The 25,680-nt window shown below is 43.6% G+C and carries 20 protein-coding genes; 13 read left to right on the forward strand and 7 right to left on the reverse strand.

Going from position 1 to position 25,680, the window contains the following annotated elements; genetic code table 11:
* Positions 1-226: 226 nt before the first annotated feature.
* Positions 227-2,161: a PTS 2-O-a-mannosyl-D-glycerate transporter subunit IIABC gene (gene mngA, locus NX845_RS22245; protein ID WP_102441289.1), complete on the reverse strand. Its 1,935-nt coding sequence runs from the start codon at positions 2,159-2,161 to the stop codon at positions 227-229.
* A gap of 317 nt (positions 2,162-2,478) precedes the next feature.
* On the opposite strand from mngA, the gene NX845_RS22250 reads away from it, so the two are divergent.
* The 4 genes from NX845_RS22250 to NX845_RS22265 all read left to right on the forward strand — a co-directional run bounded on the left by NX845_RS22250 (position 2,479) and on the right by NX845_RS22265 (position 6,413).
* Positions 2,479-3,195, forward strand: a complete 717-nt coding sequence (locus NX845_RS22250) for a GntR family transcriptional regulator (RefSeq protein WP_065682462.1) — start codon at positions 2,479-2,481, stop codon at positions 3,193-3,195.
* A 231-nt stretch (positions 3,196-3,426) separates the two neighbouring features.
* Entirely contained in the window at positions 3,427-4,323 is an 897-nt protein-coding gene (locus NX845_RS22255) for a hypothetical protein (RefSeq protein WP_065682461.1), read from the forward strand.
* 191 nt (positions 4,324-4,514) lie between these two features.
* Complete coding sequence (locus NX845_RS22260; protein ID WP_065682460.1) at positions 4,515-5,267, forward strand: YdiY family protein; 753 nt, start codon at positions 4,515-4,517, stop codon at positions 5,265-5,267.
* A gap of 234 nt (positions 5,268-5,501) precedes the next feature.
* Complete coding sequence (locus NX845_RS22265) at positions 5,502-6,413, forward strand: 2OG-Fe(II) oxygenase (protein ID WP_260257169.1); 912 nt, start codon at positions 5,502-5,504, stop codon at positions 6,411-6,413.
* A 222-nt stretch (positions 6,414-6,635) separates the two neighbouring features.
* Here NX845_RS22265 and NX845_RS22270 read toward each other — a convergent pair whose 3' ends face one another.
* The 4 genes from NX845_RS22270 to NX845_RS22285 form a co-directional block, all read right to left on the reverse strand.
* On the reverse strand, positions 6,636-9,713 hold the full coding sequence (locus tag NX845_RS22270; RefSeq protein ID WP_260257170.1) for an efflux RND transporter permease subunit: 3,078 nt from the start codon (positions 9,711-9,713) through the stop codon (positions 6,636-6,638).
* The gene (locus NX845_RS22275; protein WP_260257171.1) at positions 9,700-11,052 is read right to left on the reverse strand and encodes an efflux RND transporter periplasmic adaptor subunit; all 1,353 of its coding nucleotides are present in this window, start codon (positions 11,050-11,052) and stop codon (positions 9,700-9,702) included. Before NX845_RS22275 ends, NX845_RS22270 begins: the two co-directional genes overlap by 14 nt.
* 195 nt (positions 11,053-11,247) lie before the next feature.
* On the reverse strand, positions 11,248-12,441 hold the full coding sequence (locus tag NX845_RS22280) for an outer membrane protein transport protein (RefSeq protein WP_102447739.1): 1,194 nt from the start codon (positions 12,439-12,441) through the stop codon (positions 11,248-11,250).
* The gene (locus NX845_RS22285) at positions 12,431-14,650 is read right to left on the reverse strand and encodes an alpha/beta hydrolase-fold protein (protein WP_065682455.1); all 2,220 of its coding nucleotides are present in this window, start codon (positions 14,648-14,650) and stop codon (positions 12,431-12,433) included. The genes NX845_RS22280 and NX845_RS22285 overlap by 11 nt, the downstream gene beginning before the upstream one ends.
* Positions 14,651-15,008: 358 nt before the next feature.
* Here NX845_RS22285 and NX845_RS22290 point away from each other — a divergent pair, with 358 nt between their 5' ends.
* From NX845_RS22290 to dcuC, 3 genes are all read left to right on the forward strand, one after another.
* Positions 15,009-15,728 (forward strand): winged helix-turn-helix domain-containing protein, encoded by a 720-nt coding sequence (locus NX845_RS22290; RefSeq protein ID WP_065682454.1) that lies wholly within the window; start codon positions 15,009-15,011, stop codon positions 15,726-15,728.
* Complete coding sequence (locus NX845_RS22295; protein ID WP_065682453.1) at positions 15,721-16,227, forward strand: hypothetical protein; 507 nt, start codon at positions 15,721-15,723, stop codon at positions 16,225-16,227. Before NX845_RS22290 ends, NX845_RS22295 begins: the two co-directional genes overlap by 8 nt.
* A 461-nt stretch (positions 16,228-16,688) precedes the next feature.
* Positions 16,689-18,056: an anaerobic C4-dicarboxylate transporter DcuC gene (dcuC, locus tag NX845_RS22300; protein ID WP_016785306.1), complete on the forward strand. Its 1,368-nt coding sequence runs from the start codon at positions 16,689-16,691 to the stop codon at positions 18,054-18,056.
* A gap of 234 nt (positions 18,057-18,290) precedes the next feature.
* Here dcuC and NX845_RS22305 read toward each other — a convergent pair whose 3' ends face one another.
* Positions 18,291-18,923, reverse strand: coding sequence for a response regulator (locus NX845_RS22305; RefSeq protein WP_004731316.1), 633 nt, complete (start codon positions 18,921-18,923; stop codon positions 18,291-18,293).
* Complete coding sequence (gene narQ, locus NX845_RS22310) at positions 18,910-20,640, reverse strand: nitrate/nitrite two-component system sensor histidine kinase NarQ (protein WP_260257172.1); 1,731 nt, start codon at positions 20,638-20,640, stop codon at positions 18,910-18,912. Before narQ ends, NX845_RS22305 begins: the two co-directional genes overlap by 14 nt.
* A 253-nt stretch (positions 20,641-20,893) precedes the next feature.
* On the opposite strand from narQ, the gene napF reads away from it, so the two are divergent.
* The 6 genes from napF (at position 20,894) to NX845_RS22340 (ending at position 25,535) form a co-directional block, all read left to right on the forward strand.
* On the forward strand, positions 20,894-21,373 hold the full coding sequence (gene napF / locus NX845_RS22315) for a ferredoxin-type protein NapF (RefSeq protein ID WP_017078318.1): 480 nt from the start codon (positions 20,894-20,896) through the stop codon (positions 21,371-21,373).
* A 23-nt stretch (positions 21,374-21,396) separates the two neighbouring features.
* Positions 21,397-21,702, forward strand: a complete 306-nt coding sequence (locus NX845_RS22320; protein ID WP_004731320.1) for a chaperone NapD — start codon at positions 21,397-21,399, stop codon at positions 21,700-21,702.
* A complete protein-coding gene (gene napA / locus NX845_RS22325) occupies positions 21,699-24,188 on the forward strand; it encodes a periplasmic nitrate reductase subunit alpha (RefSeq protein ID WP_017086853.1) in 2,490 nt (829 codons plus the stop codon). The genes NX845_RS22320 and napA overlap by 4 nt, the downstream gene beginning before the upstream one ends.
* 125 nt (positions 24,189-24,313) lie before the next feature.
* Entirely contained in the window at positions 24,314-24,775 is a 462-nt protein-coding gene (locus tag NX845_RS22330; RefSeq protein WP_004731324.1) for a nitrate reductase cytochrome c-type subunit, read from the forward strand.
* 29 nt (positions 24,776-24,804) lie between these two features.
* Positions 24,805-25,386, forward strand: a complete 582-nt coding sequence (locus NX845_RS22335) for a NapC/NirT family cytochrome c (protein WP_004731326.1) — start codon at positions 24,805-24,807, stop codon at positions 25,384-25,386.
* 11 nt (positions 25,387-25,397) lie between these two features.
* Entirely contained in the window at positions 25,398-25,535 is a 138-nt protein-coding gene (locus NX845_RS22340; RefSeq protein ID WP_004731329.1) for a TIGR02808 family protein, read from the forward strand.
* Positions 25,536-25,680: the final 145 nt, after the last annotated feature.

A 25,680-nucleotide genomic window follows, 5' to 3' on the forward strand; every position in this document is an offset into this window, starting at 1 on the left:
CTAAATGTGTCGCTTCGAGTAAAACTAAAGTTCGAACCCAAATACGACTAAATTAAATTTTTTCAAGGGGTTAAAATTGGCTGCCACTAAATTTAGGGTGCAGAAAACCACGCCCAGAATCTGTGTGAATAAAACCGTTAGGAGCACAGGTATTTAGGACAGCCAGTTGTTTGTTATTTTTTATATATTGATTTCGCAGTGAGTTAGGAGCTAACTCAAAATTCAGTTAGTTCTGTGTTGCAGTACTTGCTTCAAACTTACCCTTTTTTACAGCGTGACCACGCCACATCAGAAGAGTAATGGTTGAAATTACTGTGCCGACAATCGCAGCACCGAACCAGATTGCCGCAGCAGAGAATGCGCCCAAACCAGAATCGTGTAACAAGAAGATAGAGAAGATACCTGCGCCCGGAGTCGATAGACCAATACCTGCCGCGCCAACCATTGCACCTGTAACCACAGAGCCTAGTAAGAATGAACCGATTACACGGATTGGATCTTCAATCGCCATTGGGATTGCACCTTCAGTAATACCCGCTAGGCCAAGTAGCCAAGTTGATTTACCCGTTTCAATCTCAAAGTCTTTGAATAGGCGTGGAGCGATCATGGTTGACGCCGTTACGGTGAACGCCGATACCATTTTTACTGAGCCAAAGATTGCGTATGGGCCATAAACACCGTTCGCCATTGCACCTAAACAGAATGCGTAAGCGGCTTTGTTTACCGGACCACCCAGGTCGAATGATACAAAAAGACCAAGAATCGCACCTAGAAGCAGAGCGTTAGTGCCTGACATCCCGTTCAACCAGTCCGTTAAACCTTGGTTTAGGAACGCAACAGGTTTACCGATAACAAACAGCATCAAGCTACCTGCCACCAAAGTACCGATCACCGGATAAAGGTAGAAAGTAAGGAAGCCGTTAAACGCAGGGCCTAAGCGAACATGCTCTTTTACCCAACGCATCACGTAACCAGCAATCAAACCACCAACAACACCGCCTAGGAAACCAGAGCCAATGATGTTTGCTGCAATACCTGCGGCAAAACCAGGACCAAGTGCGGGTTTGTCTGCTAATGAGTAAGCTGTGTAAGCCGCCAGCACTGGCACCATCAATGTACCCAGTAGGCCGCCACCTAGTTTGCGATACATCCATAGCCAAGAATCTTTTGTTGCGTAGAGCTCTTGCAGGTCAAAAATTTGCGCGATAAGAACAGCAACCGCAAGAACAGTACCACCAGCAACGATAAGAGGAACCGCGTAAGAAATACCAGAAAGCAGTGCTTGTTTGAGCTCAGTTTTCAGTGGCAGTTTCTTCGGTTTATCATCAGTAGCTACTTTACGCTCTGCACCGTTGCCTTTTTTCGACTCTTCGATCGCTTCGTTTAAAATGCGCTCACCGTGTTTAATCGGTTCTGCGACTGGCGTTTCAATACGAGGAATGCCGTTAAAGCGCTCAGATTCTTTAATCGCCACTTCAGCAGCAAAAACACACGCCACAGCATTGTTTAATTGCTCAGCCGTTAAGCGATCTTCAATACCGTTTGCGCCCTGCTTTTCAACATGAACCTTGTAGCCAAGCTTTTTGCCGGCTTTTTCTAGGTATTCTGCCGCCATATAAGTATGAGCAATACCTGCAGGGCAAGCAGTAACGCATACAATTGTCGGTGCATTTGTATCTAAGTTGTCTTGTTTTTCTTCTTGTTGATTGTCGCCATCAAGAAGCGCAAAGATTTCTTCAGCCGTTGTCGCTTTTAATACCGCTTCGCGAACATCGTCATCAACCAATGTAGTTGTCAGTGCGGTAAGCAGATGCATGTGGGTAGAACCCGCTTCTGCATTTGGAATCGCAATTAGGAAGATAAGATTTACATCTTCGTCTTCATCCAAGCCTTTCCATTTCATGTCTTCTTTAAGCGTTGCTACAGCGAAGCCAGCTTCTTTAACCGCGTCAGTCTTGCCATGCGGTACTGCTAGGCCTTCGCCAAGCGCTGTCGGGCCTTGCTCTTCACGAGCAAATACTGCATCAAGATACTCTTGCTTGTTATGCAGTTTGCCTTGCTGATCCAGTTGGTCAGCAAGTGCGTAAATCGCTTCTTCTCGACTGCTAAACGTAGTTTGCAGATTTACGAGCGACTTATTCGTTAGAGTAGTAAGTTTCATAACCTTTGTCCCATAGTCACGGATTAGTACGACAGTCGTCCCTGCCGACGAGAAGAATAATACAACTTCAAGACATTTAATCCGTGATCACGATCTCACCAATACATATTTGTATTTAATTTGTATTTAAATCGTATTGGCAAATCCTTTAAGAAAGCTTGTTATGTATCGTTTAATTTGTATTATATGTACTACAAAACGCCGATACGACGCTCACACTAACCTTTAAAGCAAGGCTTATATAGAGCAAATTTACGTATTTAAGGTACAGGTTGTTAATCAAAGTCTAGTTGTTCTAGCGCACAAATGAGGCAAAAATGGCAAGACTCCCTATGTATCGCCAAATCGCAGATGCAATAAGAGAAAAGATCAGTTCTGGAGAATATAAAGTTGGAGAAGCACTCCCAACAGAAGCGCAATTGCGTGAAGTATTCTCGGTAAGCCGTGTGACGGTTAGGCAAGCGTTGAAACTACTGATCGAAAACGATGAGCTTGAAAGCGTTCAAGGCAGCGGCACTTACGTTAAAGAGAACAAGATCAATTACGACATCTACAAACAGTCGAGCTTTCAAGAAAAGTGGGCGCATTTGGATGTGGTTACACACAGTGACGTTCTGGCCTTTGAAATGAAGCCGTGTTCTTTGGCGATGTCTGAGCATTTAGATATCAAAGAAGGCGAATTGGTTTTCTACGTAAAGCGTGTTCGTTTCATAGACAACAATCCAATCACGGTTGAAGAAACTTGGTTACCTGTTGCCATATTTCCAGATCTCACCTATCAAGTGATGCAGACATCAAAGTACGACTTTATTGAGAACACCAAAGGCATGGTGATTGATCGAAGTGAGCAAGAACTGGTGCCGATTCTTCCGCCTGAAGATGTTGCGAAACAGCTAGGTATTGACCCAGCTCAGCCTATCATTGAAAAACGTACTCGCGGTTACCTCGCCAATAACACGGTGTTTGAATACAGCCGTAACTACTTCACGTCTAACGATTACCGATTTACTTTGGTCGCAAGACGCCAAAGATAATACTCATCAGCGAGTTTCTATAGTCGCAATATGACCAACACAGAGAGCGCCTGTTCTCTGTGTTTCTATGCTGTTATTTCAATCAAAAACCTAGCTTTCTCCCCAAAATATTCCTAAACCAATATCAAGCAACCTCACGAAAGATCATTCACGTTCATTTAAATACTGTTCGCGCACTTTGAACATAAACTAAGCGCCAAATGACAAGAACAACAGTCGACAGGAATGTAAATGAATACCAAACAACTTGAAGACGCGGTAAGCGAAGTGAGCTTATTCAATCAGCACCTCCACTTAATCCAATCCGTGCATACCATTCCAACCCCAAAAATAAATTGGGAGTCGATTGCGATGGAACCTGCGCCGGCAATGCCAACGGTCCGATTCGATCATAAAGTCAAAGCCATGGGAGCGCTTGATGAGTACAAGCCTAACTGGTTAGATATGCTGTTGGGCAACAAGTCGAAATTGTACACCCTCACCAATAATATAGAGCGTGCCGCCGAACAAGACATCGAACAATACAAAACTGAGTTTATAAGTTGGGTTCAACACTACAGCTACTGGGCCAAAGATAATCAGTTGTCGAAAGGCATTTTAAACAACGACAGTGGCGCCAAACTTTCTGCCCTTTCAGAAGCGCAACAGAACCCTATAAACGCCGCTGTAGTCGACACCAAGCTGATAAACCATAACTTTAATACCTATAAGAATGGGCACCTGTTAGAAGTCAATATTCAGGTTAATAAGCACAACGTGATCCCAAAAGAGAAAAAGGTATTGTGCCAAGGTGAAGTGAAGCTTGAAACGATGCCTCTTTCTGAAAGCAACACCTTATATCGTGAGTATGTGTGTAGCTGTATTCTTAAATGCGCGCAACATGCTTTCAACGTCTTGCCTGAGACGAGCGTCTTAATTAATGTTGAACAGGTTCTAGCTGACTATTCGAGTGAGACCATTGTTTCATGCCATGTCGAACAGGGATTACTCGAGTTCCTATTAATCGAAGATGATAAACCCTCTGAGATACTTGAATTCTTTGTGCATATTGAAGATTTCAACCCTCATAGAGGCAACGGGTTTTCTGCGATTAAAACCATCTTCTCGCCTTTGCCTATCGCGTCATAACTCACGCGCATTTTCGATTCAATCATTGACGACTCTTCACGACTAGCCTTGCGTTCGTCGTGTCCAATCACCTTATATACCAAATCATTATGTCGAAACACACTACCTCACAAACAACGCGCCCATTAACCAATACAGTTTCATACACACGATCCCGAGCAAAACTGCCTTTATTTCTCATCGCGTTCTCTATGCCCGTATTTGGAGAAGAGGTTGAAGAAGTTGTACTCGAGGACGACGTCGTATTAAGCGAAGGTTCTGAGTTAAAAGAAGAAGCTGAAGAATCTCCTTTTACAACCCTGACTAAGCTTGGGTTTATCTACTCGCAAAACACCAGCTCATCTTTGTCGATCAACTCTGGAATCTCTGTTGGATACAAAAAAGAGAACTGGGGGCAGCGAGTTCAGTTCGACACCTACTATACCGATGCTGAAAATGATGAAGATGGTACTAATCGTTATACCACCAACTACGGCATTAGCTATGACCTGAACGAAGTCACCTATTTGGTCGCCACAACACGTTTTGAACACGACCACTTTGGTACTTATCGTAAGCAATTCATAACAGCTACAGGACTGGGTCGCCACTTTTATGATACTGAAAGAATCAAACTCCAAGGGTCTGCCGGTCCAGGTTACCGAATCAGTAAGCGACAGTCATCTGATGAAGAGTTTCCAAACAAAGAGAACTATGAACTGATCGTCAATGCCAATATTGATGGCTCTCTGACGCTCACAGAGACGTTTTCTATGGGAGCAACGGCTAACATGGCTTACGGTGAAGAGAACACCAATTACAACCTCAAAGGCTATCTAAAGAACATCTTGATGGGCAATTTGGCGCTAACTTTTGATACCGAATACATCTACAACACTACTGTCGCATCAGACCAAAGTAACGCCGAAATCTACAGCTCAATGAATCTAAACTACGATTTCTAAATAACGCTTCCCCCATCGATCATGCAAAAGGATTTGCATGATCGTCTAAGCTTCTCCATCACTCCGTAATTTGTTCATCACTACTATTCCTGCCGCTTATTGACTTAAGCAGAACCGCTAAGCCGCTATTTGATTATATAGAAAACGTTAATTCTGTTTTGCCCTGCACCCCGTTTATCTACAAACCTTGGTGTAATAGATTGGTCGTCAGCAAACAAAAGGAGCGAACACATTATGTTATCTAATCAACTAGAGCGCGCACGCGCCATCGATTTACCGACACGAGAAGCGATGCTTCAACGAGCTCCTTCTGTACAACAGTTTTGGGACAACAATAAGGGCTTGTTCAGCGAAGCTTGGAAAGAATGGGAAGCAAGTGCGGAAGGCAGCCAATTGGATTTCGATGATTCGCTGTTAGATGCCCGCCTGCGTGAAGCTGTCAGAGAAGCTTGGCAAAATCCAACGAAAGAAATCGCGGTAAAATATTTGCTCGAAGAGATCTCTCCTGGAGTATTTAAGTTCCAGTTCTTTGATGCTGAACGTCTCGCTGAGTTGCGTGATTACTTGGAAGCGGTCTCTAACGCTCAAATCCCGCTGCGCCCACCATATGGCATAGTGCTGAACCGTGGTGGAGCGATGTTAGACAGCCGTTCTGAAGGTTATTTAGCAGCGCCAAGTTTCCAAGCGTTTTACCGAGATTTACTCGATAGTTACATGCGCCCTATCGCTCGTTTATTGTTCCCAGAAATCATGGGCTACGATACACAAACTTTTGGGTTCTCGATTCAGTATCAAGCGAACAAAGATACGTCTTTGCGCCTTCATACTGATGCGTCTTCTGTCACGCTCAACATTAACGTAAATATGCCAGATGAAGAGTTTTCAGGGTCAGAACTTAATTTTTATGACCCTGCTACGGGTAAGATGAACGAAACGACATTCACGCCCGGTGTCGCTATGATTCATCGAGGAAACGTTGCCCATGCGGCGTTGCCGATAACAAGTGGTGAACGTTCGAACTTGGTATTGTGGTTGTATGGCGACCGTGGACAAATACCACACCACAATTCGCTACCAGAGCCTATAAATGCGCATCAACGTTGGACGGTACCAACCGTGGTACATGACGATTTTGCGCCGTTCTAGACTGTTTTGTACCGTTCTAGACAATTTCGCACAGTTCTAAACAGTTTCGCGCCGTTCTAGAGAGCTTCGTACCGTTCTAGACAGCTTCGTATCATGTTAAATGAAACAAACTTTCTTAGCCTTTCACGGCAATTGAGAGAATAAATACAAACGCGCCCACCATGGTCATGGTAGGCGCGTTTTAGTTTTCACTTCAATTAACTCGTCAATCTATATAGCGAGTTATGCAGGTTTCGTTCTCAATCGAGTCAGTATGTCCATCTGTTTTAGATTCGCCATACCAACGTAAGCCACTGGCACTAAGAACAGTGAGAAGAAGGTTCCGGCAGTCAAACCTCCGACCAACACTAAACCAATATTGATTCGACCTAACGAACCCGGACCATCTGCTAATGCCAATGGCAATGAACCAAGGATCATCGTCAGTGAGGTCATCAAGATAGGACGCAGCCTTGAACGCGCACTGCTGATCGCCGCTTCTTTTGCACTCACGCCAGATTTGCGTTTCTCGTTGGCAAACTCCACCAGCAAAATACCGTGTTTGGTCACTAGGCCAACCAATGTCAGTAGCCCGATCTTCGAATAAATATTGAGACTTTGACCAAATACCGACAGCGTCAAAATCGCACCCACGATACACAATGGAACCGTCAGCAAGATGATCATTGGGTCAACAAAGCTTTCAAACTGCGCGGCCAATATCAAGAAGATGAAAATCAACGCTAATACGAACAGCACTTGTGCGCCCGCGGTTGAATCAACCAAATCTTTAACTATGCCATTGAACTCGTAGCTCTGAGCAGGTTTCAATAAGCTTGGAACCGTATCATCAATGTAGGTTTTCACATCACTAGCCGTGTATCCGGGCATCAAATCTGCGGTAATTTCAGCGCTGTCTTTACCCATGAACGTCTTAAAGTTAGATTCTGATGTCACTTGTTTGATCGAAACAAACTGAGACAAAGGAAGCCTTTGCCCCGACTGTGAATCCACATACAGCTTATCGAGAACCTTAAAGTCGCCGAGATCCTTTCGGTTAACTTGAACTTGAATGGGGTATGTATAACCGTCATCGGCTTGCAAATCTGCCGCCTTCACAGAACCAAGGAAGGTCGATAACGCGTTGGTTACGTTACTGTAATCAACACCAGACAACACAATCGCATTACGGTCAATCGACAAGTCATAACGTAATTGGTCGCGTAACATCGAATTATTAATGTTGGTCACGCCCTCATAACCCTCAAGCGCCTCAACGACCTCACTTGCGGTTTCAGACAGCACCGAGGTGTCGCGGTTAACCGTCGTCAGCTCAAGGATCATATTGGTCGCTATGCTTAAGTTATCTGCCGAGCGAACCTTGAAAGACATGCCATAAGCAGAGACCGAACTTTGCGCTCTGGCGATAAACTCGTTAACCAGTTCATCAGCTGACTTGTCACGCTCGCCCCATGATTTCAATAAAACGTGATTGGTCGGAGTCCCTTCGATGTAAGACAAGTTGGCCTCTACCGAACGATCGCCTTTGAACACACTGTTAAGTTGCTCGTTGTTGTCTAGGTGATACTGACGCCCTACCCCTGTTGGTGGCGTTGAAGTCACCTCAACAAAGCCAGTGTCTTCGGTTGGAAGGAGCACTTGAGGCATTTTCCACACTGCCAAAACAGACAGAGCAATCAACACCAAAGCAATACTACTCATCAGTGTTTTACGCTCAAACCATTTGCCCAGTTCTTTGGTGTACAAGTCAGACAGAACATTCAGCTTCGCATCAACTTTTTTGTACCACTTTGCTGGCTTTGTAACTGGCTTCATTAAGTAAGCACACATCATGGGCGAGAGCGTTAAAGCAACAAACCCTGAGATGATCACTGCAGCTGCTAAAGTGAAAGCAAATTGTCTAAATAGATCGGCGGTTAAGCCCGACATCAGGCCAATAGGTAGATACACGACCGCTAACGTGAGCGTCATCGCTATCACAGGAAAAACGATCTCTCGACACCCTTTGATTGCAGCATTAAAAGGGGTTTCGCCCTCTTCGATATGCCGGTAACAGTTTTCAGCCACAACAATGGCATCATCGACAACTAAACCAATTGCAAGAATGATGGCCAAGATAGTCAGCACGTTGATACTAAACCCAAGTAGATGCATGACGGCAAATACACCTATCACACACACTGGGATGGTAATGATCGGAATCGAAGCCACACGAACAGAACCAAGGAACAAAACCACGACCGCTGAAACCAGAACAATCGCTTCAACTAAAGTCATGAAGCCTTCGTCAATTGCGGTTTTAATGAAATCAGCTTGGTTGTAGACCATCTTCATCTCAATGCCTTCAGGCAACTGAGGTTGAATCACGTCTATTTGCTTCTTAACCTTATTGGCAACCGTGACTGGGTTTTCACTTTTCAGTGGCAGTACCTGAATCGACATCGCTAAGTTGTCATCCACACGAAGAATGCTCGGCGTAAGGCTCTCTTCGCCCATTTTGACTTCAGCAATATCTCCGACACGAATGATCTTGCCGTTATCGACACGAACCACCAAATCTCGCACATCATCAACACTGGTCACTTGGTTGACTGGGTTAATGGAGAAATCTCGCACCTGACCTTTGATAGTACCCGCGGTAAACGTCGCGTTGTATGAGCTTAATGTACCGACCACGTCTGACGCACTCATGTTAAGCGCCATCATTCGATCAGGTTGTAACCACACACGAACCGCTTTTTCACTGCCACCATACGGCCCCCAAATCCCACCCACACCTTGTATGTGCTTAAACTGGGGCACGACTTGCTGGCTAATATAGTCATACATGTCTTGCTTAGACATCTTGCCGGTATTCACAAACGTGATGATGTTACTCGGCATGCTGGTATCAGAAGAGTCATCCGTTACCGTTGGCTTATCCGTCATACTAGGAGGGAAATCACCAATCGCTTCAACACTGCTACGCAGGTTGTTCATCAAGCTCGTGTATTCGACGTCATTAATGTCATCTTCAAACATGATTTTTAGATTACACGTTCCTTCCTGACAGTCGGTCGTCATGGTTTTCACGCTGTCTAAGCCCGTTGCCGCCGTGATCAGTTTATCTGCCACATTGCGCGACATGAACTCAGCACTGGCACCATTGATCGCAGCGGTTACCGTTGCTGAGGGCGTTTTATGTTCAGGAAAGTATTGGATTGAGAGCTTTTGAAACGACAAAAGCCCAAGCAAAACAATGGTAATACTCAGAACAGACGCAAACACAGGGTGCTTGATACAAATCTCAGGAAGCTTCATTCAGATTCTCCTTTGTTACGGCTTCCTTGCTTTGGGTTTGCTTGCTTAAAGTTTCCTTGCTGTGAGTTTCCTTGTTTAGACTTTCGCTCGATGAATCCTCAACAGTCGCGCTAGTCTCTGCTTGCTCGCTGTTTTCATTGATCGCTTCGTCTACACCTTTTGTTGCTTCCGTCCAATCAACCGAAGGCTCAACCGGATGTGCTTCATCAATCTGTGTTTCGGTCTTTGCTACCTCGGGTTTAACGGTCTGCTTAGTGACCACTTTATCTACCGGCTCCGTTATTAACTCAACCGTTTTCTGCTCCGCATTAGGGTTCATTACCTTAACTAGAGACGCTTTCTTTAGGTTCTGTTGTCCCGTCACTACGACCTGATCACCCAGTTTCAATCCGCTTTCTACAACGACGTACCCATCGTTAGTGTTCACGCCCAATTCAACAATGCGTTGCTCGATTTTTTCGCCATTCACAATCCATACAAAACGTTGTGCATTTTTTGCTTGAACGGAATTTTGTGAAACCACCATTTGAGTCGTGTCTTCGCTCGTCATTTGGCTTACTTTGGCAAACATGCCCGGAACTAAGCGATGATCTGGATTGGTCACGTGCGCGTGTACTTCTACGCGACCTGAACTCTCATCAACCGCGGGCGCAATGTAATCCACCACACCAGAAAACGCTTCATCGACAAAAGCATCAACTTGGATAGAGACATTCTGCCCAAGTTTTGCGTTGCCTAAATCCGATTGTCCAATCGAATACTGAACTTCGACAGGATCGAGTTTAATCAAACTCACCAACGCGGTTGCGCCATCAATCTTACTGCCCACTGAGTGGGTAAAATTAGTTAACTGCCCATCAAATGGCGCTACCAATAAATAGTCATTCATCAGCGCTTCTTTCTGTCGGTAATCCGCTGCTGCTAGATTCGCCTGCTCTCCCAGTTCTTCCACATCTTGTTGAGACATAGAGTCGGGCTGTTTCTTTAGTAATTCTTGTACTCGTTTTAATTTCGACTTTGCTAGCGCTAGAGAGCTTCTTGCTTTGTCTAGATCGGCTTTCGCTTTGGTATTGTCCAATTGAGCGATCAACTCGCCTTTTTTAACTGAATCTCCATCTTTGAAATGGATATTGAGAATTTTGTCGGAGGCACTGAATGTCAATGCAGCAGAATCCGTTGCCCTGATTTTGCCAACCTCGTTGATTGAAGATGTGAATGCTTGTTTGTGCGCTTTTTCGATAGTCACAGGAATCAAGTTTGAGTCTTGGGCAAACGATGGAGAGGTATGTAAGGCAAACAGTGCCAAACAGATTGTTTTACTAAGCTTTGTAAATTTCATTTTTAATAACCATAACCGTTTGAATTCGTCTGAATTAAAACGTTTTTCTAAGCAGCTATTTCTTACTTAATGAGCTTCCAGCTATTTAAATAATGCTAAAACAGCTAATAATGAGAAAAGGGCTCAACTCACTGTCGAGCCCTGCAATTTTTATATGATTCCTAAATTTTTACGTTCTGAACTCCAAAGTAAAAGTTAAAAACGATGTTGATATTGAACACCAAGCAAGAGAGCATCGGCAGTCACATCAGCAGTTATATTGGAACTCGTTCCTGGAATCGTCGTCAGGTTTTCGTCAATATCTTGTGATTCTCCGATGATAAATCCGACTCCAACGTCCACAGAACTGGCATCGGTGAAGTTATACGTCCCTCCGACTGTTAACCAGTGACGGTTAACATCAGGAATAGAGAGCGATGTGAGTTCGTCAGTCGGGGAAATGTCGTACATGTAGCCCGCTCGTAGAACGATGTCTTTTGACATGGTGTATGTACCACCGACAGAAACATGTCCTGCATCTTTCCATTGATACTCTTTAATTGAGTCGTCATAAGAGTCAGACGTTAATGAATCAAACTCAGACCAATTCACCCACTGCAGGCTGTAGTGAAAAGCCCACTGTTCGTTGAGCTGGTGCCAACCGGAAAACTCTAGAGTGTCTGGTAGAGGTACGTTCATCTTGTCGGCAGGGACACCGCCTTTGGTAATGTCACCTTCCACTTCGATATCTGGGCTGTAACGGTAACTAATACCGAACTTGTTATGTTCGTTGACTTGGTAAGTCGCACCAACATTTGCACCCAGACCGAAACCGTCTGCATCTACATTTAACAAGTTTTGACGGTATATCTCACCCTCACCGTAGATAACATCTAGCCCTGCGCCCAAATTGATTTTTTCAGATAACTCGTAAGCCACAGCGAAACCAACATTGATACTGGAAAGCGCTGTTTTCCCTCCGAACTCATCCGCTTCGAACGACTCGTCAAACTCAACATCAGTACCGAAATTGGAATGAACTGTTGCGCCCAAGGTAAATTTCGAATCTTGAATTGGGTGAACATAATGAATGTTTGGGACTAGTGTCCCTGCGTCCAATGATTGGTCATCTAACATTTCAGTATCACCAATCATTGGTGTGTAGCTAACACTCGACACATCAATACCACTATCGATATAGATAGCGCCGACAGAGAGTGTTGGTTGCTTTATGTAAGCCATCGCAGCGCTGTTCTTAGCCACAATTGCCGCACTATCGGCCATAACAGCATCACCCGCGAATGCACGGCCTAAACCCGTTGCTGATTGTGCGTTAAGTTGGAATCCTGCGGCGTTTGTTAAACATGGAATGAGAGCAGCTGCGGTGCCCAATATGAGTTTATTCTTCATCTTGAGGCACCTCTGTTTCGATATGGTCTTCGTTATTAATGACAACAAGCGAACCGTCAGTCATCACCATCGAAGCAACAGCTAATTGTTGGGTTGTCACGGCTTCACGTACATCTGACATATTTTCGCCAGGCATACCCGGTAGGCCATTTTCATCAACGGGGCCTTCATAAGGAAACAAATACGTACCGTGTCCACCGGTTGTCGTTCTTATGACTCCACCGAGTTCGATCTGATCACGCTTTGTACCCGTTATAGGGTCTAAACCAAGGGCCGTAATTAAGGGCTCAGTGCCAGTTCGAATATTATCTGGCGCGGTATTAGGAATTACGCTATCAGGAACGTAATCAACGCCAACGTCACAGGTTTCGCCGCAATCTCCAACTGCAGCTAACAAAAGAGTCGGTTGCTCAGCCTTAACTTGACGAGAGATGAAGCTAGCAGGGTCTGCACTATCAATTGTTGCTTGAACCCCTTGTTTAAGGTCTGTCACAACCAAATCGAAGATGTCGTTCTCTAGCTGACTAACAAGCAGCACGTTATCAGATGAAAGCTCTACAAACTCTCGAAGTGCTTCAATACATTGTTGATTCGTTGCTTCTGCTGTACATGTATCTGGTATGACAGTTTCAGCAATACCGCGCTGAACATCTGGAGACTTCTTAACACCTTCAGACATTTCAGGTCCTAGGGTTTGAGAGGACAGAACCAAGTTGGTTAACCCCTGCCCCGGAACAACAAAGTTCACCGTATTAAATGCAAAATCAGAGTTGGTATGGAAATCAGGACTTACCTGACTAAATTCACTGACCATCACCGACATGATTCCGCCTAGGGATTGTCCAATTAAATGAACATCATCTTTTTTCACCCAACGCTCTTGGTTCAACGCGTAACGAAGCCCCAAAAAGTCAGACACTGATTGCTGTAGGTTAGAGCGCAGTGCTAAAGGCGAATCTATGTTGATGAAAAACGCTTTGTTTGCTCTCGCGCTGATTTCCACGTGTTCCGGACTTGAGTCATAACGCATTCGCTCCCCGTGATATGGCATATCGATCGCAACAACGGCATAGCCTTTTTTCGTATATTCCGCAGCCATCAAAGAAGCAGTACCACGCTCTGCTGTAACACCATGAATAAAAATAGCTGTAGGTAACTGACTACTTTTATCCCATCCATTAGGAACATAAATATCTGCAGTTATATCTAACTCTTCGGTTATCTTCGGGGTTGGTTCTCTTTCTGTAGGAAAACCACCGTCGGTGTTTGTAATCCATTCGTAAAGTGGCGGGCAATTCTCCTTCGGTTCAAATTCATCAATGATACACTCTGATTCTCTCGCTTTAGTAAAAGGTAAATAGGAAGGAATTTTAAGTTGTTTGGTATATAGATCGTAATCTTTCTTCCGTTCTGTAATCGGATTTAACTGACCAGTAAAAGCGCTTCCAAATGCCTCATGGTTATATTTCATCGCATCCAATGGAGAATAAGCACTCTGAGTTTTAAATTGTGCCGCATATACAGGAATACCCTTCTCTGGATATAACGCATAATAGGAGTCAATAGCGCTTAATGCTTGCTCTTGAAGAACTTCTTCTTTTTCGTTATTTAATGGAACTTCTGAATAAATCAAATCATCAAAGCTAGCATCTGATTTTAAAGGCTCATTAAATTCAGTTTTTACCCCATCCGTTACTACAATCGAATAAGTACGACTCTCAGCTAAGCCTGATTCACATTGAATTTTAATATTGGAACCATCAGCTGATATTTGAGTGACAACTTCCTCACCTGTTAGGTCATCAATTAATACAACATTCCCGGCTAAGGTTTCGTTATTGAGTGGATAACGCTTATCAGAATTAACACTTTGTAGTGGAATTAAAATCGGTTCTGCACAAAGTCCCCAGCCGTCTAGGGCTGCGTATGAATTGTTGTAGTCCTGATAATAAGCATCATTGGTCGATGACATTGCGGCAACGTCTTCACCGGCACCGGATATTGTTCCATCGTCGTCATACCCATACCCATCGTTTGGTTTTGGTAGTTCATTAATGTTGTAGGGAACCAATACCGAAACGGCCTCTTGAGTCGAGTCTTCAGACTGACAGCCGAGTAAGGCAAGCGTAATCAGTCCACATATATATGGCTTATTGAAATCTTTCAAAACAGCTCCTTCGTAGCTTTCGCATTTAACTGGTGTGGTCATGCGATTTATCGTTATTTGAGTTGCCGATTGAGTCGGAGGTAAGCTCGACTTTTTATTCGTAGAGAGCAAGGCAACACAGAGTTGGAATGACACGTTGATAAAACTACGTAAGAAATTTGAGCAGTTAACCCACACCCACTAAATCAGCGTCACCCGTTAATGATCCAATAGCTACTAACGGCAAGCACCTGAAACCGCATTAAACAACCTCAAAAAGGTATATAAGGAAATCTAATTAGGTTAATAATCAACATAAATTCAGCCACTTAAACATCAAAGACGATGAAATCAGTAAGTTTATGTTTGTTGTAAGATTTGTTATATTTAGGTTAGAACGCTTATAACAATGAGAACCCAGATGTCTGCTGAATTTATTATCAATGATGATATACAGGTCAATTTAGAAGAGAGTGAAATCCATCACTTTAAGACGGGCCGTACCTACCCAATAGGTTCTAATGAATCAGAGCTGCTTAAGTTTTTTATCTCGAGACCCAATGAGGTGATCACTCGCCAAGTTCTGATTGAACAAGTGTGGGTGTCTAAAGGTATCTACGTTGAAGATGGCAGCCTAATGCAGACCATCTCGATTTGCCGAAAAGCATTAGAAGATAAGAGCGGGATGATCATCGTCACTGAGCGCGGTAAAGGCTACCGATTTGCAGGACAAGTGACACAAGACAAAGAACGTGCGCTGCGTAAAATTCAATCGCAACCCAAACAAGAAACGAATCAACCTGAAGACAACACAGCGACAGATAGCATAGCGACAGAAAATTCAACAACCGAGACAACGGCCGCGACGAAAAAGACAAACAGTGTAGTAGCGCTGGTTGCATTATTTGTAGTGGCTGCAGGTTTATCCCATTATTTGTTTTCTTATTTAGATAGAAATAGCCTAGGCGAAGACCTCGTGGGCCAGCATTTTATCTCTTGTAAAATTGAATCCGACGAATTCACTTTTAACGAGTTATTCAACGTCACGCTTTATGAATATAAGGGACGAAAAATAATCATCGATAATTCAGGAAAATCTCTGAGCTTCCCTGCCGGATTTAAAGGAGTGACTTGTGAATAACAAAACAAATACAGCAATTTTTGTGGTACTGCTTAGCGTATTAGTCGGCTGGCTTTCTACTTTCATTCCTAAATCACACCTTGAAGGGCATTATTTAGCAAATACAGCATCAATTATTAACCCGTCCAATAATATGATTCATAACCAGTCTTCTATTAACATCGAATTTAAGAAGAATGACAGTTATGACCTATTATACGTGTCGACCAAGCAAGTCGGTTTTACGTCATCAGGATCTTACTCTGTCACTCAACACGACATCTCACTGGATGAGAACCAACACCAGCAAATCATCCCGAATCGCGAGTTGTCGTTTTACGAAAAAGTCATGATAAGTGAAGGTTCTACACTATCGTCTGACGCCATGGCTTACATTCCATTGAATAGAGAAGAGTTTTTACTGGTGACGCGTTATGGGATGATTCATTTTTGTAAGAAGGTAGTCTGCTCTGAGCTGTCAACGTATTCAAATGACATTCCTGACGTTGATATGAACTAAACTCACTCGCTATTTTTAACCCTAATTATATTTTAGTGCTAGCTTGTGTTTTAACGCTTACTTAGGCAAATAAGTAGGCGTTAAACCTAAGTAAGCGTCAAAGCTAAGTAATCGTCAAAGCTAAGATTCTCACCTCTTTACTCCGATAAATACCCACTTCGTTACACATTTCCTTCCAAAGTACAAAAAACACTCACGGTTTATAAAACAACGTATCCATATGCAACTAGAACAACCAAAAGTGATCCAAGTTATATTCTAACGAGCCACAAAATTTGTTTATTAACATCTAAATAACAGTAGTTAATCACGATTTACAACCACAATTAACATCGAAAAAAATGTTTGTCTTAGATCATATCAACCTCAACTATGCCTCGTGCCACAGTGCAGTTTTCTGTACATTCATTGTCATATTCTGAAACACTTTCTTATATTTTTTAAACTTTGTGGAGATTTCTATGTTAGAGCTCTTGATCGGATTAGTGATTACTATCGCTGTTGGTTACTTTATTGTGAAAGGCTATAAAGCGGCAGGCGTATTACTAACAGCTGGCCTTGCCCTACTTCTTATTACTGGCCTTATTGGTCACACAGTCTTACCAGCTAAGGTCGCTTCAACAGGTAACATGGTTACCGACTCACTAGAATTTGTTAAGTACATGCTTCAGTACCGTGGAGGCGGCCTAGGCATGCAAATCATGCTTCTTTGTGGCTTTGCTTCTTACATGACGCACATCGGCGCAAACAACGTGGTAGTGAAACAATTCTCTAAACCACTTGCTGCTATCAAATCTCCATACGTACTTCTTGTTGCGGCTTATATCGTAGCGTGTCTAATGTCTCTAGCAGTAAGTTCTGCAACAGGCCTTGGTGTGCTATTGATGGCTACCCTATTCCCAATGATGACGGCAATGGGTATTTCACGCCCGGCAGCGGTTGCAGTTTGTGCGTCCCCTGCAGCAATCATTCTTTCACCAACCTCTGGTGATGTGGTTATTGCAGCTGAAAAATCAGGCATGTCTCTTGATGTGTTTGCCGTTCAAACGGTACTACCTGTTTCTATCTGTGCAATCATCGTGATGGCTGCGGCCGCTTTCTTCTGGAACAAGTATCTGGATAAGAAAGAAAACACACCAATGGAAAAAGTAGACGTTTCAGACATTGAAACAACGGCACCCGCTTTCTACGCTGCACTGCCATTCCTGCCTATCATCGGTGTATTCCTATTTAACGGCCGTACGATTCCAGGCCTTTCACTTGATATCTACACCATCGTCGTGGGATCTATCTTCGTGGGTGCTATCATCGATTACGTTGTGAAGAAGTTCGACGGTGAGAAAACATTAGAAGACCTAGATTCTTGCTACCAAGGTATGGCTGAAGCATTCAAAGGCGTGGTAATGCTGTTGGTTGCGGCGGGCGTATTTGCTCAAGGCCTAATGTCTATCGGTGCGATTGATAACCTAATCGGTCTTGCTGAGTCAGCTGGTGCTGGCGGCATCGCGTTAATGCTTATCCTAACGGGTCTAACGGTTGCAGCGGCTATCGCGACAGGTTCTGGTAACGCACCGTTCTATGCATTCGTAGAACTGGCTCCGTCACTGGCTGCGAAAATGGGCTTGAACCCTGCGTTCCTAATCATCCCAATGCTTCAAGCATCGAACCTAGGTCGTACCATCTCGCCAGTCTCTGGTGTAATTGTCGCGACATCTGGTATGGGTAAGATCAGCCCATTTGAAGTAGTAAAACGTACTTCTGTCCCTGTAATCTGTGGTCTTATCACGGTTATCTTCGGTACGCTTGTTCTAGTACCAATGGCAGCTTAATTGTCAGTAAAACAGACATGATTATTTGGATATAAAATGCCCTAACAAAAAGGCGCTGAACTTAATAAGTTCAGCGCCTTTTTTCATGTCACGTGTTCAAAATCATTAGAGGCTATTTAGATGCTAAATTAAAAGTAATCACGAGAAACTGTCGTTAAAACCTCGCGTTATTTGCCCCTAACATTTACAACCAACAGTACGGCTTGAAATAGTTTTATTTCAAAGGAACAAGCCCTACTTCATGTCACCATAGCGTTCTAGGTACAGAACCGTTGCTGCAGTACGTGAAGGAACTTGTAGCTTTTTCAGCAAACTCTTCATATGTACCTTAACTGTCGATTCAGAAATGAACAGATGGTCTGCGATCTGCTTGTTGCGGTAACCTTTTGCAACTTCTTGAAGGATCTGCATTTCACGTTCAGTCAGTTGGTCGAAGATGTCGTTGCGGCTCTCAGCATCATTTAAGTAGCGAGATACAACACTGCTGTAGGCTTTGTCGCCATGGTGAGCTTGTTTCAGTAATTCGATAAGTTCATCGGGTTCAGTGTCTTTAAGCAAGTAACCATCAGCGCCCGCTTTTACAATTGCTTCAATATCTGCAGGGCTGTCAGAAACCGTTAGAATAACGATGTTAGCGCTTGAGCCATCAGTACGAAGTGCCTTTAACGTGTCAAGGCCAGACATGCCTTTCATATTAAGATCCAAAAGGATCAAATCAGGTTCTTCTTCATGGGCAAGAGCGACCGCTTCAGTACCGTTACTTGCTTCTGCAATCACTTCGAATTCATCTTCAAAGCTCAGTAATTGGCTTATACCTCTGCGCATCAATGGATGATCATCAACCAGCATTACTTTACAAATCGTCAACTTTAACTTCCTTCAAACTTTTATATTTCAATATGACTGTACAGCCTTCACCTTGAGCTGCTTCAATCGTTAAGTCGCCATTCAGTCTTGCCGCACGCTCCTGCATAATGCTCATCCCGTAGTGGTTCATCTTCGAACTACTTGGGTCAAAGCCATCTCCATTATCCTTAATCACGACGAATACTTCACCTTCCTCATCGATACAGCATACATCTATCAAGTCGGCATTGGCGTGTTTTATTGCGTTTATTGTTGCTTCACGAATCAATTGAAGCAAGTGAACCTGACTGTGCGCATCAAGCTCAATCGATGAAAGATTATTGGTTAGGTTAATCTTCGCTTCTGTTCTTTCGCTGAGTTCTTCAAGCATGGTGCTCAAAGCCTCTCCGAAGTTGCCCTCTTTTATCGTCAACCTAAAGGTTGTGAGCAACTCTCGTAACTGAGTATAGGCATCAGCCAAACCGTTACCGATTTCCGACGCTATTTGTTCCGACTGCTCTCGGTGTTGTTGCTCTGGCAGTTTGCCAATCACACGCTTCAGCAATGTCACTTGGATTTTCAAGTACGACAGTGATTGAGCCAGTGAATCATGCAGTTCACGTGCAATTGTTGCACGCTCCTCCATAATAATAAGCTGCTCAGCTTTTTTTTGCGCACGATTATAATAGATAGCTCGCGATAAGAGTTGGATAAAACTATCAATCAGCGTCCTGGTTGAATGGCCATGATGATATGAACAATATAAATAGCCCAAGATAAGCGCATTATCATCCAGCTTCATTTCAAATTTTTCATAATCTAAGTTCGAGTCGTATCCTTCATCCATAATCAGTGAACGACCTGAGTTGTCTACAATCTCTAGCCTTAACGATTCGATGCCTTCTAAGCTCACGAGGTGTTGGAGGATTGCTCGGAAATTCTCTGGGGCGATACGTGTTACGGTCAGCTCTTGTGAAGAGTGATACAACGCCTGGAGTGATTGGTTAGCATTTTGTAGCTCTATTGTCTTAGCATCCACAACGTCTTCAAGGTTTCGATAGAGCGCACCCAAGTCTTTCGCCATTGAGTTAAATGTCTTGGTCAAAATACCCAGTTCGTTGTTATTGGTGACCTTCAACTCGACTTCAAAATCACTGTTTTTGATTCGCTGACTGGCGCCAACGAGTGCATGTAACGGCTTAACAACTTGTTTACGGACAAAGTGAACAACAAAAAGAGATATGACGAGAATTCCACCTAAGCCAACACCACCAGCCCACGCCAACTTTATCAACTTATCTTCAGAGAACTCTTGCAGCTTAAAAACGAAGCCATCAATTTCAGTAACGAAGTTTTCAACTAATACGAGATAGTGCTTTCGATCTTCACTGCTTAATACCTGTTTAAGCTCGTGCCAACGACCAATAATTAAATAGTAATCTTCGGTGATGTCTGTAGGAACTTCCCAACTGACCAAGTTGGCCATTGAAGGGGAATAAAGAGAACTTTCGAATTCACGAATATGAGAATCATAATCAACTGATTCTATTTGAATATCATGCGCTAAACGATAGCTTTGCATACGCATTGAGCCAGCCACGTTAACCGCCTCTGCGTCGTTGAGACTTGACGCCAATGTGAAGATAGCAAAACCAGTAGTGGCAACCGAAAGGAGCAGTATGGACAGCAATGATTTAGCTATTGTACTCGTTACAGATGAAACTGGTTTAATAAGCAAAATCAAAATCCTGAAGGTATATAAGTGGCTGTCCGAAACCTATTGTCACACATCAAAAAACAGAGCTCCATTCAATATGTGACCAAACGCTTCGTAATTTATTGATCTAAGACAATATAGGATCCTATTTAGCCCTTAAGGGGTATTTATACAAATATTTCTAAAACTACACTACTTGTGAGGATAAATGACAAGATATTAACAAAACAATGATCTACAATTACAACATCTTAGCAACATTAGTAGGCATTTAGTGGTAGACCTATCGAGACGACGCCTATTTTCTAGGCGAAAAGTAGATTCAAGCCAAATTCGATTGCCTTGGATTAACAGCCTAGAAAGCTTTACAGATGACTGCACTCGTTGCGGTAAATGTATCGAAAATTGTGAGACTAAGATAATCATTGTAGGCGATGGTGGTTTTCCTACTGTCGACTATTCAAAAGACGAATGCACTTTTTGTTATCAATGTGCTGACGTTTGTCCTGAACCAATTTTTAAACCCAAGGAAGAAACACCTTGGCAAGCAAAAGCAAGTATCTCTGATAAATGCTTAGCGCAACAAAATGTTGAATGCCGAAGCTGTGGTGACATGTGTGAACCTATGGCCATTCAATTTCAACTTAGAGCAGGCAGTGTTGCTCTACCAAAAATCGAGTTAGATGAGTGTAACGGTTGTGGAGCCTGCGTAGCAGTTTGCCCTACTTCAGCTATTCTTGTGAGTAATGCATAAAACAAAAATAACGAGAGCAATTTATGGCACTAAATGAAGTGCATATATCAAGTTTAGTCGTGCATGTGAGCCCAGAGCATCTAGACGAGATCAAAGCACAAATCGAGAAATTCGATAACGCAGAGATTTACGGCAGCAGCCCTGAAGGCAAAATCATAGTAGTCCTAGAAACCGAAAACCAAGGTTTTGTAACGGACACCATCGAAGAAATTAATAATATTACGAACGTTTTAGGCACAGCTTTGGTTTATCACCAAATCGAAACTGAGCTCGACGAAACGGATTTAGAAACTGGAAGCAACAATTCTCAACTTGAGGGTGAAGTATGAAAATGACAAGACGCGCGTTTGTGAAAGCAAACGCAGCTGCATCAGCGGCAGCCGTTGCAGGTGTAACTCTGCCAGCAACAGCAACCAATCTGATTGCTAGCTCTGATCAAACAAAAATCACGTGGGATAAAGCGCCTTGTCGTTTTTGTGGTACGGGCTGTTCGGTACTAGTTGGTACTCAAAACGGTAAAGTGGTTGCGACTCAAGGCGACCCAGAAGCACCTGTAAACAAAGGCCTTAACTGTATTAAAGGCTACTTCCTTTCAAAAATCATGTACGGTAAAGATCGTCTTGAACAGCCTCTTCTTCGTATGAAAGACGGCGAGTTCCACAAAGATGGTGATTTTACACCAGTATCTTGGGACCAAGCTTTCGACGTAATGGCTGAGAAATGGAAAGCGGCTCTGAAAAAGAACGGTCCAACAGGTGTTGGTATGTTCGGTTCAGGCCAGTGGACTGTAATGGAAGGCTACGCAGCAGTTAAGCTGATGAAAGCCGGCTTCCGTTCAAACAACATCGATCCAAACGCTCGTCACTGTATGGCTTCTGCGGTAGGCGCATTCATGCGTACCTTCGGTATCGATGAGCCAATGGGCTGTTACGATGATTTTGAACACGCAGACGCATTCGTTCTGTGGGGTTCAAACATGGCAGAAATGCACCCAGTACTATGGACTCGTATTACAGACCGTCGTCTAAGCCACCCACACGTTAAAGTAAACGTACTGTCTACTTACTACCACCGTTCTTTTGAGCTTGCAGACACGGGTTACATCTTCGAACCTCAATCAGATCTAGCGATTGCTAACTTCATTGCTAACTACATCATTCAAAACGATGCCGTTAACTGGGACTTCGTGAATAAGCACACGAACTTCAAACAAGCAACGACAGACATCGGTTACGGTCTTCGTGATGACGATCCTCTACAGAAAGCAGCAGCAAACCCTAACTCAGGTGCAATGACTGCAATCACGTTTGAAGAGTACAAAGCTTCTGTTGCTGAATACACCGTTGAGAAAGCATCTGAAATGTCAGGTGTCTCTCAAGATGATCTAATCAAACTTGCGAAGCAATACGCGGATCCAAACATCAAAGTAATGTCACTTTGGACTATGGGTATGAACCAACATACTCGTGGCGTTTGGATGAACAGCCTTGTGTACAACATCCACCTTCTAACAGGTAAGATTTCTACTCCAGGTAACAGCCCATTCTCACTTACTGGCCAACCATCTGCGTGTGGTACAGCTCGTGAAGTTGGTACGTTCTCTCACCGTCTTCCTGCAGATATGGTGGTTGCTAACCCTAAACACCGTAAGATTTCTGAAGAAATCTGGAAACTTCCAGAAGGTACTATCCCAGCGAAACCTGGTGCTCATGCTGTTGTTCAAGACCGTATGCTTAAAGACGGCAAGATCAATGCGTACTGGATAATGTGTAACAACAATATGCAAGCTGGTCCAAACATCAACACTGAACGTCTACCAGGTTACCGTAACCCAGACAACTTCATTGTATGTTCTGACCCTTACCCAACAGCAACAGCTCAAGCTTCTGACCTTATCCTTCCAACAGCAATGTGGATTGAAAAAGAAGGTGCTTACGGTAACGCAGAACGTCGTACACAAGCATGGTACCAACAAGTTAAAACGGTTGGTGATGCGAAGTCTGACCTGTGGCAAATCATGGAGTTCTCTAAACGCTTCACTGTTGAAGAAGTTTGGGGCGAAGAGCTTCTTGCTAAAGCACCTGAGTACCGCGGTAAAACAATGTACGACGTGCTTTACAAAAACGGCAACGTTGATGCATTCCCATTGTCTGAAGCTCAAGAGCTTAACGACGATGCACAAGCTCAAGGTTTCTACGTACAAAAAGGTCTATTCGAAGAATACGCAACCTTTGGTCGCGGCCATGGTCACGATTTAGCACCATACGATACTTACCACAAAGTACGCGGTCTACGCTGGCCTGTTGTTGATGGTAAAGAAACACTATGGCGCTTTAAAGAAGGTTCAGATCCATACGCTAAGAAAGGTTCTGACTGGGACTTCTACGGCAAGCCAGACGGTAAAGCACTGATCATCAACGCACCATACGAAGCGCCACCAGAAGTACCAAATGATGAGTACGACATGTGGTTATGTACAGGTCGTGTTCTTGAGCATTGGCATACAGGTACTATGACTCGTCGTGTACCAGAACTTTATAAAGCAGTACCGGATGCACTTTGTTACATCCACCCTGCAGATGCAAAATCTCGCGGCCTTCGCCGTGGTGATGAAGTTCTTATCGAAAACAAACGTGGTGAAGTACGCGTTCGTGTTGAAACTCGTGGTCGTAACCGTCCACCACAAGGCTTGGTATTCGTACCATTCTTTGATGCAAGAATTCTGATCAACAAGTTGATCTTGGATGCAACGGATCCTCTGTCTAAGCAGACGGATTATAAGAAGTGTCCAGTTAAGATCACTAAGGTTTCTTAAGCGCCAATTGCTTTTAGAACCTAGATACAAGATCTAACGTATTTAATATTGCGACTACTTTTTTCATCACTTTTTGAAAAAAGTAGTCCACTCAAAGAATTAGCCTTTAGGCGGAGAAATTAACCATGAAAAAACTGATTACTGCCCTACTATCAGCTGGTCTTTTGCTAGCTGGTGCAGTTCAAGCTCAAGCTGAGCTGGATAACCCAGGCGGCATTGGTGGCGTAGAATCTCTACGTGGTGCAAGTGAACTTGAAGCTACTCGCGCAGCAGATGACTTCAAAAAGTTCCCTCGTGACCAAGTACTTGAGAGTGACTACGTATACCAACCACCTCTAGTGCCTCATACTATTCGTAGCTATGAAGTTTCTCTTAACGCTAACAAGTGTCTTTCTTGCCACAGCTGGAAAAACGCAAAAGAAATGGGTGCGACTAAAGTGAGTGTAACTCACTACATGAACCGTGAAGATGCGGTACTTGCAGACGTATCACCTCGTCGTTATTTCTGTCTACAGTGTCACGTACCTCAAGCTAATGCTAAGCCACTAGTTGAGAACGAGTTCAAACCTGTAGATTCACTGCGTTAATCGTAGCCAGACGGTAAGAGAGGCTATATATGATAAAATTACTTAAAGCGTTTTGGAAAAGACTCGCGACACCAAGTAAAGCAGCGGTAGGCGTTGTACTTTTCTTGGGTTTCGCTGGCGGTCTTTTATTCTGGGGTGCATTTAACACCGGTATGCAAGCAACCAACACGGAAGAGTTCTGTTCTGGTTGTCATGCGCCTATTGTTGCTGAAATCCAAGAAACAATTCACTACTCTAACCGCTCAGGCGTTCGTGCTATCTGTTCAGATTGTCACGTACCTCACGAGTGGACAGATAAAATTGTTCGTAAGGTTCAGGCATCTAAAGAGTTATACGCGCACTTTATTGCAAAAACCATCAACACTGAAGAGAAATTCAAAGCACGTCGTGCCCACCTTGCTGAACGTGAGTGGAAACGTATGAAAGGCAATGACTCACTTGAGTGTCGTAACTGTCACCAGTTCGATTACATGGACTTCTCAGAGCAGAGCCCTCGTAGTGCGAAACAACACTCAACTGCGCTAGCTTCTGGTGAAAAAACGTGTGTAGATTGCCACAAAGGTATCGCACATAAACTACCAGACATGCACGGCGTTGAAGGCTGGCAATAAGGAGCGATTGAATGAGTACTTTAGAAAGCGTAATTTGGCACATCTTAGGTTACAGTGCTATGCCAGTTATCATTCTTGGTGGCTTTGCAGGTGTTGCAGCCGTATCTCTTTGGCTTTTATCTATGACTAAAGACAAAGAAATCGATTAGAAATCGAAATTGCGTCAACTTTTACCAGTTATTTTTGAGATGAGTTGATACTAGAAAGCCACTGAATTTGAAGTGACCCCGTAAAGTTGGACATTTCTGTTAAGCGGCTTTCAAGGCCTGAGTTCGATATTCTATCGGAGTCAGG

The organism is Vibrio sp. NC2, from assembly GCF_025195005.1.
Taxonomy (GTDB): domain Bacteria; phylum Pseudomonadota; class Gammaproteobacteria; order Enterobacterales; family Vibrionaceae; genus Vibrio; species Vibrio splendidus.